Annotated in this window: 13 protein-coding genes and 1 tRNA gene; 7 read left to right on the plus strand and 7 right to left on the minus strand. The window is 72.5% G+C overall.

Annotated features, from left to right (window positions below; translation table 11 throughout):
- The first annotated feature begins 35 nt into the window (after positions 1-35).
- Positions 36-530, plus strand: a complete 495-nt coding sequence (locus NVV32_RS09860) for a hypothetical protein (RefSeq protein WP_422390033.1) — start codon at positions 36-38, stop codon at positions 528-530.
- Positions 531-567: 37 nt separating this feature from the next.
- Here NVV32_RS09860 and NVV32_RS09865 read toward each other — a convergent pair whose 3' ends face one another.
- Complete coding sequence (locus NVV32_RS09865) at positions 568-1,557, minus strand: 2-hydroxyacid dehydrogenase (protein WP_422390034.1); 990 nt, start codon at positions 1,555-1,557, stop codon at positions 568-570.
- Between the two features lie 294 nt (positions 1,558-1,851).
- Between NVV32_RS09865 and NVV32_RS09870 the strand changes: the two genes are divergently transcribed.
- The 5 genes from NVV32_RS09870 (at position 1,852) to NVV32_RS09890 (ending at position 4,730) form a co-directional block, all read left to right on the plus strand.
- Positions 1,852-2,763 (plus strand): PQQ-dependent sugar dehydrogenase, encoded by a 912-nt coding sequence (locus NVV32_RS09870; protein ID WP_422390035.1) that lies wholly within the window; start codon positions 1,852-1,854, stop codon positions 2,761-2,763.
- A gap of 93 nt (positions 2,764-2,856) precedes the next feature.
- A tRNA-Lys gene (locus NVV32_RS09875) sits at positions 2,857-2,929 on the plus strand.
- 200 nt (positions 2,930-3,129) lie between these two features.
- Positions 3,130-3,372, plus strand: a complete 243-nt coding sequence (locus tag NVV32_RS09880) for a hypothetical protein (protein WP_055770503.1) — start codon at positions 3,130-3,132, stop codon at positions 3,370-3,372.
- Positions 3,373-3,458: 86 nt separating this feature from the next.
- Entirely contained in the window at positions 3,459-4,181 is a 723-nt protein-coding gene (locus NVV32_RS09885) for a hypothetical protein (protein ID WP_082471442.1), read from the plus strand.
- 90 nt (positions 4,182-4,271) lie between these two features.
- The gene (locus NVV32_RS09890) at positions 4,272-4,730 is read left to right on the plus strand and encodes a VOC family protein (protein ID WP_055770500.1); all 459 of its coding nucleotides are present in this window, start codon (positions 4,272-4,274) and stop codon (positions 4,728-4,730) included.
- A gap of 69 nt (positions 4,731-4,799) precedes the next feature.
- On the opposite strand, the gene NVV32_RS09895 is transcribed toward NVV32_RS09890, so the two are convergent.
- From NVV32_RS09895 to NVV32_RS09915, 5 genes are all read right to left on the minus strand, one after another.
- Positions 4,800-5,813, minus strand: a complete 1,014-nt coding sequence (locus NVV32_RS09895; protein ID WP_422390036.1) for a cation diffusion facilitator family transporter — start codon at positions 5,811-5,813, stop codon at positions 4,800-4,802.
- A gap of 67 nt (positions 5,814-5,880) precedes the next feature.
- A complete protein-coding gene (locus NVV32_RS09900) occupies positions 5,881-6,069 on the minus strand; it encodes a DUF2795 domain-containing protein (protein WP_422390037.1) in 189 nt (62 codons plus the stop codon).
- Between the two features lie 58 nt (positions 6,070-6,127).
- Entirely contained in the window at positions 6,128-6,991 is an 864-nt protein-coding gene (locus NVV32_RS09905; RefSeq protein ID WP_055770490.1) for a glycosyltransferase family 2 protein, read from the minus strand.
- A complete protein-coding gene (locus tag NVV32_RS09910) occupies positions 6,988-8,523 on the minus strand; it encodes a PfkB family carbohydrate kinase (RefSeq protein ID WP_422390038.1) in 1,536 nt (511 codons plus the stop codon). Before NVV32_RS09910 ends, NVV32_RS09905 begins: the two co-directional genes overlap by 4 nt.
- Positions 8,523-9,935 carry an aldehyde dehydrogenase family protein gene (locus NVV32_RS09915; protein ID WP_422390039.1) on the minus strand — a complete coding sequence of 471 codons (1,413 nt, stop codon included), beginning with the start codon at positions 9,933-9,935 and terminating at the stop codon, positions 8,523-8,525. The genes NVV32_RS09910 and NVV32_RS09915 overlap by 1 nt, the downstream gene beginning before the upstream one ends.
- A 375-nt stretch (positions 9,936-10,310) precedes the next feature.
- Between NVV32_RS09915 and NVV32_RS09920 the strand changes: the two genes are divergently transcribed.
- The gene (locus NVV32_RS09920; RefSeq protein WP_055770482.1) at positions 10,311-11,516 is read left to right on the plus strand and encodes a glycosyltransferase family 9 protein; all 1,206 of its coding nucleotides are present in this window, start codon (positions 10,311-10,313) and stop codon (positions 11,514-11,516) included.
- Here the strand turns inward: NVV32_RS09920 and NVV32_RS09925 are convergent.
- Entirely contained in the window at positions 11,482-12,219 is a 738-nt protein-coding gene (locus NVV32_RS09925; RefSeq protein ID WP_235498806.1) for an SDR family oxidoreductase, read from the minus strand. The genes NVV32_RS09920 and NVV32_RS09925 overlap by 35 nt on opposite strands.
- Between the last annotated feature and the right edge of the window lie 49 nt (positions 12,220-12,268).

Here is a 12,268-nt window from a genome sequence, read left to right on the forward strand (position 1 = left end):
ACCGGTCCGACAGCCTCCTACCGCAACGGCGTGATATGACTCCCGAAGAGCCCCACGAGACCGCCCTCCCGTTCGACGGGGGCCAGGGTCTGAAGAACGCCCTGCGCCGTGTCTTCGACGGCCAGATCCCGAACTACGGTGACTACAACCTCGTGTTCGCGGCCCCCCGCACCGCTGCGGGGAGCCGGCGGTCGACGAGGGTACCGGCCACGCAGCCCCCCGCGCCGTCCGCCTTCGTGGTCGGCTACCGCTGGAAGCCGATGGAACTCATGATCGCCCCCGTGGATCTGGCGGCCATCACCGGTGCGGGCGTCCCCGTCGAGGTGAACATGACGAACCTCGCGCACGCCCTTCAGTGGGACGACGACGACAGCTTCGAGGTGGGCACCAGCACGGGCCGGATCTTCCGGTTCGACGTCGCTGCGGAACCCGTGCTCGACATCGGGCCGGGCACGCCCCTGCTCCTCGACCAGGAGGACGACTGCCTCGACTTCACGGCGTTCATGGACGCCTTCATCGCCATGGCCTGACTCCCGGGAATCGGGGCCGGACCGGCTCCGGTGGCCGTCAGGCCCAGGGGCCCCGGGCCACCAGGTTCTCCGGAGCCCGGCCCTCGCCGAGGAGCGCGACCTGGCGCTCGAGCAGGGCGAGGATCCGGGGCGGGAAAGCCTCGGTGTTGCCACCGACGTGCGGCGTGATGATGACGCCCGGCGCACGCCACAGCGGGTGGTCCGCCGGCAGCGGTTCGGGGTCGACGACGTCGAGGGCGGCCCTCAGGCGGCCCGTCAGGACCTCGGCCGTGAGGGCGTCGGTGTCCACGACGGCGCCGCGCGCCACGTTGACCACCAGCGCGCCGTCGGGCAGTGCGGCGAGGACCTCGCGCCCGATCAGTCCGCGCGTCGCGTCGCTCAGGGGCGTGATGACGACCACCACGTCGTGGTCCGGAGCGAGCGCGGCCAGCTCGTCGCCGCCGTGCACATGGCCGATCCCGTCCTCGCGAGCCGTGCTGCCGACCCTCGTCACGGTGGCCTCGAAGGTCACGAGGCGGCGCCGGATCTCCTCGCCGATCCCGCCGACGCCGACGAGCAGCACCCGCCGGTCGGCGAGGCCCGGGTGGCGCGCGGGCGACCACCGGCCGTCGGCCTGCTGCCGCACGGCGTCGTCGATCCCCCGGAGCGACGCGAGGGCCAGCCCGACGGCGAGTTCGGCGGTGGCCGCGGCATGCACGCCCGACGCCGTGGCGATCGCCACCCCGCCTCCCACGAGGTCGGCCACGCCGTCGTACCCCGTGGACTGCGTCTGGACGAGGACGAGGTTCGGCGCGGCATCGAGCGCGCCGTCGAGATGAGCGCGGCCCGTGTACGGGAGGACCACGGCCTGGATCCCGGCGGGATCGGCGCCGACGGGCGCGCCGATGAAGTCCCAGAGCACCACCTCGACGTTCGGCGAGATGTCCGCGAGGGCATCGCGCAGATCGGCGGTCGGTACGCTCAGCGTGCTGACGACGGGGATGCGTGCGGAGGGCGACGACGAGGCGGATGCGGCCGAGGGGGTCATGGCGCCAGCCTAGCGCCGGCCGGCCCGGGCGCCCGGTCGTGGACGGCGACACCGGCGGTGTGGACACCTCACCGGCACGGACCTAGGGTCGGACCATGCCAGCCACCGCACGCCGGCGGGACGCCCGCATCTGCGCCCGGGCCTTCCTTGCGGCCTGTGCGGCGCTGGTCCTGGCCGGTCGCTCGGCGGACTCCGGCGGGCCCCGGCCGCTCTTCGCCGGGCGCCCGGCCTCCCCGCCTCCCCCGCCGGCCTTCCCTCGCTCTCCTACGAGGGCGACGCGCGACGGGTCTCGGCGTGCCGTGGTCCGTCGTCGCCCTCGACGACGGCTCGCTGCTCGTCTCCGACCGGGAGACCGGGGAGATCCGACGGATCAGCGGTACCACGGACGAGGTGATCGGCAGCATCCCGGAAGCCGCCGCGGCCGGCGGCGAGGGTGGGCTGCTCGGGCTCGCGGTCGACCCGGCGGGTGCTCCTGACGCCGTCTTCGCCTACTACACGGCCGAGGCCGACAACCGGGTGGTCAGCCTGCCGTACAGCGGCGGTGCTCTCGGTGAGCCCGCACCGATCCTGACCGGGATCCCGAAGGGGGACATCCACAACGGCGGGAGGATCGCCGTCGGCCCGGACGGCGCCCTCTGGGTCGGCACCGGCGACGCCGGTCGACGTCAGGACGCCCAGGACCCCGGAAGCCTCGCCGGGAAGATCCTCCGCATCGAACGCGACGGTGCGGTCCCGCCCGACAACCCGACGCCCGGCTCCCCCGTCTACAGTCTCGGCCACCGCAACGTGCAGGGTCTGGCCTGGGACACCGACGGTGCCCTGTGGGCCACCGAGTTCGGCCCGGAGGTCGACGACGAACTCAACCTGATCCGGGCGGGCGGAAACTACGGCTGGCCCGAGGTGACCGGTGCGCCGGGGGACGCCCGCTTCGTCGACGCCCAGGTGGTGTGGCCGTCGACGGCGTCGTCGTCGCCCAGCGGCATGGCGATCGTCGACGACGTCGCCTACATCGGCGGGCTGCGTGGACAGCGCCTGTGGCAGGTGCCCCTGCGGGGAGGAACCGCGGGTGAGCCGGTCAGCCACCTGGACGGTGATCACGGGCGGCTCCGGGACGTGGCGGCGGCAGCGGACGGGTCACTGCTCGTCGCGACCAACGAGACGGGCGGAGCGCGCCTGCTGCGGGTGGCCGTCGCGCAGGCGGACTGAGCGCCCCGGTTTCATGTTTGGGCAGAAGTGCTGGTAGAGTTTCATGCTGTTGCGGTTGACCCGACCGAGTGAAATCGGACGGTGAAGCGCCTCGCACCTCTAGCTCAATTGGCAGAGCAATTGACTCTTAATCAATGGGTTTCGGGTTCAAGTCCCGAGGGGTGCACCTCGTTACCCCGTCGTCCAGGTCTCGCCGCCTGCACGGCGGGGTTTCGTTATGTCCGGGCCCTTCCGTCCCCCGCCCGCATGCCGCTGCAGCGGTCAAGAGCCGTCGCGCGGCCCGCCCGCCGTTGCCTGCGCGACCCCCGCCGCAGCACCATGGCAGGAGCGCCCCAGGCGCAGGTCCCGTACGCCGGAAGGACGACCATGGCCCGTGAAGCCGCGGATGACGCGCCCACCTTCGACTACCACCCCTGGCCTCGTCCCATCCCGCCGGAGTTCCTCCCCTTCACGCGGACGGCCGTCCTCCTCGTCCTGGTCACACTCCTGCTCCTGACGGTCCTCCCGTCGCTCTCGATCCTCCACCTCCTCGTGAGCACCCTGATCCTCGTGTCGGTCTTCCGCCGCACGCGCAGGTCCCGGCGGCCGCGCGAGGACACGACCGTCTGAGCTGCGGACACCACGGCCGGTACCAGCCCTGACCGCGACCGCGCCGGAGACGGCGGCGGCGAGGAGTCCGGGCCTACCATGGAGCCGTGAACGAAATCCTGTCCTTCGCCGGGAACTACTGGTGGCTGGTCTTCCCCCTCTCGGGTGTCTTCGCCGTCTGGGGCAGGTCCTGGTCCGAGGCCGGCGAACGGCGCCACCAGCGCAGGATGGAGCTGTACCGGCTGAAGAACCCGGCCATGCCACCCGCCCCGGCGGCACCACCGGAGCTCGCCGGTACGCCATCGGCTCAGGCACTCTCGGGCCGGGCACGGGACGTCCTGCACATCGGGCGCATGCACGACGACGTGGACCGGCGCTGGCTCTCCTACGAGCTGGACGCGGCGAAGCTGATCGACTACCCGACCATGACGGACGTCAGGGAGCCCCTCACGGTCGCCTTCCTCCGTGCCAAGCGTGAGGCGGACGCACTGCGGCCCCAGGACCCGTCCGACGTCCTGCCCGACGAGCTCACCGCGTACCGCTCGGCCGTCACGTCCTACGACGTCGCATTCCAGGTCGCCGAGACCGAGGCGCGCCGCGTGCGGGCCAGTGGATTCACCGCGGACGAGCGCGCGCGCCTCGAGACGGCCAGGAAGCTCGTCACCGTCGCGGTGGACGACGCCGCGACGGCCGCCGAACGCCAGACGGCATACCGGCGGGCGCGCCGGGAGCTCGACGGGCTGATCGTGCTGCCGGACGCCACCATCACCTCGCTCGAGAAGAGTGTGGCCGGCGCGATCGGTCCACGTCCGGAGCCGTCGCCCTCCTGAGCGTGTCCGCACCCCTTCCCTGGCGCGGTGTGCTCGGCCATAATCGCTCCCACAGGCAGCGTCGGAGGGCGCGGACGACGGGAGAGCACCATGGCAGCAACGATCAACACCTATCTCAGCTTCAGGGACACCGCCGCCGAGGCGATGGACTTCTACCGGTCGGTGTTCGGCGGTGACCTGCAGCGCAGCACGTTCGCCGAGTACCAGGTGAGCGAGGACCCGGCCGAGCAGGACAAGGTCATGCACTCGATGCTCACCACCCCGTCGGGTCAGGTGCTCATGGCTGCGGACACGCCGAACAGCATGGAGTACCGCGCCCCCGCCGGCCACTCGCTGTCCCTGAGCGGGGATGACGAGGCGGAGCTCCGGGGCTACTGGGCGGCCCTGGCGGGCAGCGGTACGGAGGTGATGCCGCTCGCCGCCTCGCCGTGGGGCGACAGCTTCGGCATGTGCGTCGACCGCTTCGGGGTCTCCTGGATGGTGAACATCGCGGGTCCGGGCGGCGGTGAGTCCGCCCCGACCGTGGAGGACGCCGAGGTGGGCGGCTAGCCGGTCCGGCCGGGCAGCCGGGGCGGAGCCGGGAAGAGGGACCGGGCAGCGGGACGGCGCGGACGCGGCTCAGGGGCCGTGCGCCGCGAACGTCAGGGCCGGCTCGTCCGGCGTCGAGAGGGTCAGCACGGCCTCCTCGATGCGCTCGTGGTCCTCGATGTCGCGTTCGACGGCGCGCAGGGCCACTGCCACCTCGTGTTCCGCCCGATCGCCGACCAGATCCACCGCTGCCACCAGGTAGAGCCGGTCGGGCCCCACGTACTCGAGGTGCAGGTACGTGACGCGCTCGATGCTCCGATGCGCACCCAGGCGCCCGGCGACCGATGCGCGCAGCTCCGGCGACACGGCCTGGCCGACGAGGAAGCGGCGGTTCCGGTCGATGAGGATGACGGCGATCACCCCGAGCAGCACACCGACGAGGATGGATCCGACGGCGTCCGGGACCGGGTAGCCGGTGAGCTGGTGCAGGAGGATGCCCGCGAACGCGATGACGAGCCCGATCAGCGCGGCGGAGTCCTCCGCGAAGACGGCCCGGAGCGTGGGGTTGGAGGTGGTCGAGACGCTCCTCAGCGTGGACGTGCCGGTGCTCCGCCCGGCCGTGCGTGCCTGGCGGAACGCCTGGGCGAACGAGATCCCCTCCAGCACGAACGCCACGGCGAGGACGGCGTAGGCGATCCCGTAGTCGCCGGCGGGCTCGGGCTCCAGGAGCTGCTGGATGCCGTGCGTGATGGACACGACGGCGCCTGCGGTGAAGAGCCCGAAGGCGGCGAACATCGACCACACGTAGGCTTCGCGGCCGTAGCCGAGGGGATGCGCGGCGTCCCTGCGACGTCTCGACTTCCGCTCGGCGACCAGCAGGAACACCTGGTTGCCCGTATCGGCCCACGAATGGGCGGACTCCGCGGTCATCGACGCGGAACCGGTGATCATCGCTGCGACGGTCTTCGCGACCGCGACGAGCAGGTTCGCGATGAACGCGATGATGACCGTCACGGGTCGCTCCCCGCCGGACGCGCCCCCGTCCTTCTCCTCCGCGGTCGGCCTGCCCGTCGACCTGGCCGTCGTCCCACTGTCCTGCTTCATGTCGTCCCCTCCGGACGCCGGGCGCCGGCGGCGGCACCCTGGTCGGGCACCGCCGCCGGTGCTGTCCTCAGGCCGACGCTTCCTTGTTCACATCCGTCGGCGAGTCGAACTCGCGGTCCGGCAGGTTCTTCAGTGTGTCGAGGACCGACGCGTCCGCGCCCTTGTCCTCGGCGTGCTTCACGAGGTCGTCCCTGGAGGCGGGGTAGTCCACGCCGCCCAGTGCCTTCTGGATGTCGATCGGGCTCGGATCTGCCATGTGGTGCTCCTTCGTGTCGGTTCGATGCTCTGCAGGTGCGTCCCGGATGGGGGCACCGTCACTGGCCCAGGATCACGTGGGCAGCGTCTGTGTCACGGTCTGTCACCGTGGTGGGTGCCTCGAGGTGCACCGCGCCGGACGGGATGATGCCCGCGCCGCCGTAGCGCTCCATCACGCGCCACTGCGCGGCGACGTCCTCGCCGGCATGTCCGGAAGGGAGCCGGTCCCAGAAGTCGAACCCGCCGCATTCCACGAGGGCGTCGCGATCGAACAGGACGCACCCGCCCACCCAGGCCACGCGGTAGAGGCGCCATTCACCGGGCGGGATCGCGAGCTCGACGGCGGCGTGCGCCAGGTTGGCGGCGTTGTGCAGCGGCCACCGGGCGAAGCCCTCCGTGCCGCGGCGGATGCGCTCGGGCAGGACCTCGTTGTCCGGCCACAGCCGGAGCTCGCTGCGCTCGTGCGGCCGCCGGTCGCCGAGGTAGGACAGGCCCTGCACTGCGGATCCCACGAACCCGCACCCGGCGCCGCGGAGCGCCCTGCTCATCCGGTCCAGGGAGCCCGGCTCGAGCCAGACGTCGTTGTCGAGGAAGAGCACGAACGGCGCCGTCGCGAGACCGAGGAGGTAGTTCCTGTGCTCGGCCAGGCCCCGGCGCGGCAGGTGCCGCTCCAGCCGGACCGGGTGCCCCTGCGCCTCGAGCACCCGTAGCATGGCCCGGACCGCCGGCTGCACGAAGGACGCGGCGTCACCCTCCGTCTGGTCGCTCACGGTCACGCGGAAGGGCACGCCCTCCTGGGCAGCGAGCCCCGAGAGGGTGACCGCCAGTTCCGCCGGACGCCCGAAGGAGGGGATCAGCACGTCGACGGCGGGCTCCTCGCCAAGGACCTCGAGCGCCCACTCCCCCGACCAGCGCGGCGTCACGGCGCGTCACCCGCGAGGGGCGCCGAGCGGATCCGCCGGACGACGGCCGCGGTGGAGCGCTCCGGCACGTAGTCGAGGATGCTGACCCGCCCGCCGCACGCCTCGACGGCCGGGGTCTCCTCCAGCATCTGGGCCGTGTAGTCGCCGCCCTTCGCGTAGACGTCGGGGCGCACGAGCTCGATCAGCGGCACCAGGGTGTCCGTGTCGAAGACGGTGACGTAGTCCACGCAGCTCAGCGAGGCGATGATCCCTGCGCGGTCGGCGATGGGATTGATCGGACGGTCGGGGCCCTTCAGCCGCCGCACACCGGCGTCGTCGTTGAGGGCCACCACGAGGACGTCACCGAGCTGCTTGGCCTGGTTGAGGTAGCGCGTGTGGCCGCGGTGCAGCACGTCGAAGCACCCGTTCGTGAGCACGATCCGCCGGCCGGCCGCGCGGTCCTCCTCGAGCCGCCGCAGCAGGTCGACGGTGGGGAGGGCCGTGTCCGCGAACTGCTGCAGGTGGCTCGTGAGGTCCGACGTCGTGCAGACGGAGGTGCCGGGCCGGTGTACCACGACATCCGCGGCGGCCTGGGCGAGGTCGAGGCTCGTGGTCAGCGGCAGTCCCGCTGCGCGGGCCACGGTGAGGCCGGCCACGAAGGTGTCCCCGGCGCCTGAGGCCTGCTTCTCGGTCACGGGCTGGGCCCACGTGCGGTGTGCCTCCCCGTCCGGGGTCAGCAGGACGGTCCCGTCCCGGTCGAGCGTCACGACGACGGCTGCGGCGGCGGTCGCGGCCAGCAGCTCGCTCCGCCGCGCCGCCACCACCGAGGCGCGGTCGGAGCGCGGATCGAGTCGCATACCGAGGACCTGAGCCGCCTCGCCCGCATTCGGTGTCACGATGTGCGGCTGCACCCCGGCCCAGGCGGCCGTGTCATGGGCGTCCACGACGACGAGGGTGTCCGGGTGCAGGCCTGCCGCGGGCCGGAGCGCCGCGCGGACCTCGTCTCCGAGGGCTCCCGATCCGTAGTCGCACACGATCACGGCGTCGGCGCCGGCCACGGCGTCCGGGACGCGGGCAGCGAGGGCCGTGATCGCGGCGGCGGGCAGGCCGTCATGGGTGTCGTCGAGGCGGAGCATGACCTGGTCGCCGCCGAGGATGCGGTACTTCGTCGTGGTGCCCACCCGGGAGTCCTGGACGAGGTCGGTGGTGTCCACGCCCGCCCCGTCCAGTATCCGGCGGAGCCGGCGGCCGGCGTCGTCGTCGCCGATCAGGCCGCACATCCGCACCCGCGCGCCGAGGGCCGCGAGGTTCATCGCCGTGTTCGCCGCTCCGCCCGCGGCGTAGTCACGGCGCGTGATGTCGACGACGGGTGCGGGCGCCTCGCGGCAGAACCGCTCGATCGTGCCGCTCCACCAGCCGTCGAGCATCGCGTCCCCCACCACCGTGATCCGCGGTGCCCGGTCGGCGATGGCGGCCGGGAGCCAGGCCGCGAGGCCCCGCACGTCCGACAGTTCGCCGTCCGGGACCCCCGCGGGCCCGCCCGTGCCGGCCATCAGGCGTCCCCCTGCGGTGGTGAGCTGATGTGGACCACCTTGACGAGAGCGAACTCGTCGAGCAGCTCCGGGCCGTAGCCGAATCCGGCGCCGCTGATGCCGCGCGGCTGGGCGGCCCCGCCGGGCGCACCACCGAACACGGCGTTGACCTTGACGGTTCCGACGGCGAGCGCCGCGATGGCCTGCTGGGCGTGGGCGATGCTCCCGGTCAGCACCGAGGCGGCGAGCCCGTACGGTCCGGACGCGGCGAGGCGGAGGCCGTCGTGGAAGCTGTCCACCACGGTGACGGGAGCCACGGGCCCGAAGGTCTCCTCCGTCATCACGGTCATCGATCCCGTGCAGTCCGCCAGGACCGTCGCCGGGTAGTGGGCGCCGGGTCCGTCCGGCACCGAGCCCCCGGCCAGGCAGCGCGCCCCGAGCTGGAGGGCCTCACCGACCTGCGCCTCCACGGCGTCGCGCATGCGTTCGTCGACCAGTGGCGGGAAGCCGCTGCTGCCGGTCCAGGCCTGCGCCTCCTCGGTCAGCGCGGCGAGGAAGGGCTCGGCGATGTCGCGGTGGACGTAGATCCGCTCCACCGAGGTGCAGATCTGGCCGGCGTTGGCGAAGGCGCCGAGCGCCGCCTGGCCTGCGGCCCACACCGGATCGACGTCGGCGTCGACGAGGAGGGGATCGTTGCCGCCGTTCTCGCGGATCACGTGCGCACGGGTGAGGGAGGCCGCGCGGGCGATCCGCCCGCCCGTGGCGCTCGAGCCCACATGCGCGACGACGTCGACGTCGGTCTCGATGGTGAGCAGCCGGCCCACGTCGCCGTCCCCGGTCAGGGTGGTGAGCACGCCGTCGGGGAAGGCCGGCTGCAGGAGCCGCCCGAGCATCTCGCCCACGTGCGGGCAGCGCTCGCTCGGCTTGTGGATGACCGTGTTGCCGGTGACGAGGGCTGCGCCGATGAGGCCCGCTGCGACCGCCACGGGATCGTTCCAGGGGGTGAGGAGCACGGCGATCCCGCGGGGCTCGGCGACGGTGTAGTCGCTGGCGGTGGCCGCGCCGCGGAGACTCAGTCCCCGGTGCACGGGACCGAGTTCCGCGTACTGCTCGAAGGTGGAGATGCCGGCCTCGATCCCGCCGAGCGCGTCGGCAGGGGGCTTGCCCGTCTCCCGCGTATTGAGGGCCGCGAGTTCCTCGGCACCGGCGCGCAGTGCTGCTGCTGCCCGACGTAGGGCGGCTCCGCGATCGGCCGGGCTCGTGGCGGCCCATTCGGGCTGGACGGCGCGGGCGAGGGACACGGCGCGGCCGATCTGCTCGCGGGTGGTGCAGGGCAGGGAGCCCACCTCCGACCCGTCCAGGGGGCTCGTGATCGTGATGGACGCGTCGTCCTGCGCATCAAGCAGGGTGGGTGCCTGGGACTGGATGGACATTGCGCTCCTTGGCGTTCGGCGTGCTGCTGGTCTGCTGCGGCTGTTCCGCCCTGATCGCCGATGGGATCCGGGCACGACGGCCGCCGCTGCTGGTTCCATACCCCGCTCCCGCTGCTTCACACAGCACAGGGGCCGATTTCTACGCCGCTCCCGCGTGACCATCAGCACGCTTAGCATATGGTTGCGGCAGCAGGTGCGATCGATGGATCGGGTCCGTGAAAGGCATGGACAGCACCCCTGCTGCTGTGTACAGCTGGAGGCAGGCACATCCGTCGCCCGACCGGGTCAGGACCACGACGCATGACCACGGTGCACGGTGCACGGTGCACGGTGCCGACGACACGACACGACACGACACGAACGGGGAACACACGCATGGGGCAGGGACAGACGACGGCGGACTTCGGCGGCAGGCAGGACACGGCACGGGCCGTGGGCCCGGTGCTCCCGCCCTTCGAGGACGTCCGGCGCATCGCCGTCCTGCGCGGCGGCGGGCTGGGTGACCTCATGTTCGCGCTGCCGGCCATCGCCGCCCTGAAGTCCCGCTACCCCGACGCGGAGATCACCCTGCTGGGCATGCCCGGTCATGCCGCCCTGCTCGGGGGCAGGCCGGGACCGGTGTCGCGGATCGTCGAGCTGCCCTTCTCCCCCGGCGTCCGGCCCGGCGGCGCGGTGGACGGCGGGGTGGACGGCGGGGTGGACGGCGGGGTGGACGGCATGGCGGACACGGCCGCCGTCGACGGTTTCTTCGACGAGCTGTCCGGCTCCTTCGACCTCGCGGTGCAGCTGCACGGCGGCGGACGCAACTCCAATCCGTTCGTGCTGCGTCTCGGCGCCCGCCACACCATCGGTACGCGCACGCCCGACGCCGCCGCACTCGAACGCACCATCCCCTACGTCTACTACCAGCACGAGGTCTTCCGGGCTCTCGAGGTCGTGGGACTGGCCGGTGCCGTGCCGGTGGATCTCGAGCCGCGTGTGCAGGTCACGGCGGCCGAGGCGGACCACGCCCGGCGGCTCACGGGCGACGGCGCCGTGATCGCCCTGCATCCGGGTGCGACGGATCCGCGGAGGCGGTGGCCGTCGTCGTCCTTCGCGGAGGTGGCCGTGCGCGCGGCCGCGGACGGCTGCGAGGTGGTGGTGGTCGGTGACGCGGGCGACGCCGGCACGGCGGAGGAGATCGTAGGGCTCGCCCGCGCGGCGGCGCCCGCCGCGAACGTGCGGTCCCTTGCGGGGCAGCTCACACTGGGCGAGCTCACGGGTGTCCTCGACCGGAGCGCGGTGATGGTGGGCAACGACAGCGGCCCGCGGCACCTCGCACAGGCGGTGGGCACCCCGACCGTCGGCGTGTACTGGATCGGCAACGTGATCAACGCGGGCGCGATCGGCCGCACGCTCCACCGCGTCCACTTCTCCTGGGTGTCGCAGTGCCCCGTGTGCGGGGTGGACGTCACGCAGGTGGGCTGGACGGCGGAGCGCTGCGAGCACGATGACTCGTTCGTCGCGACCGTCCAGCCCGATGCCGTCTACGCGGACGTGGCCGAACTCAGGGCCACGAGCCTTCTTCTGCGTGGGCGATGACCATCTCGCGGATCTCGCAGCTCCTGGGCTGCGAAAGCGCGAACAGGATGGCCTCGGCCACGCGCTCGGGGTCGTTGAGCCGTGAGTCGTCCTGCGGCTTGTACTGCTCGTCGCGGTCGTCGAAGAAGCGGGTCTTCATGCCGCCCGGGATGATCGTCGTGACGCCGATCTGCCCTGCTGTCTCCGCGGCGAGCGCCTGCGAGAAGCCCATGACCCCGAACTTCGAGGCGCAGTAGGCCGTCGCATCCCCCACGGCCTTGATGCCGAGGGTCGAGGCGATGGTGACCACGCGCCCGTGCGTCTGCTTGAGGTACGGCAGGGCGGCTCGCGCCGTCGACGCCGTCCCCATCAGATTGACGCCGATCACCTTCTCCCACTCCTCGGCGGGCACCGTGTCGAGCGCGCCGCAGCGGTCGATCCCGGCTGCGGTCACGACGGCGTCGAGCCCGTCCATCGTCTCCGCCGCCTCGCGCACGGCCTTCTCGACCGCCTCGCGGTCGGCGACGTCCACCTCGAAGGCCTTCACGCCGGTGACGCGGCTGATGTCGCGGTCCAGCACCACCGGGGTGCCTCCCGCGGCCAGGACGCCCTGCACGATGGCCGCGCCCAGACCGGAGCCTCCCCCGGTGACCAGGACGCGGCCGGGGTTGACGCCGGTGCCGCTCGTGGTCCGGCTGCTGGTCTCGCTCATGTTCTCGCTCATGCTGTTCCTTTCGTCGCGTGCACGCGGCCCATCGGATCGGATCGCGTGC

This window comes from Arthrobacter sp. N1 (assembly GCF_048288285.1).
Lineage (GTDB): Bacteria > Actinomycetota > Actinomycetes > Actinomycetales > Micrococcaceae > Arthrobacter_D.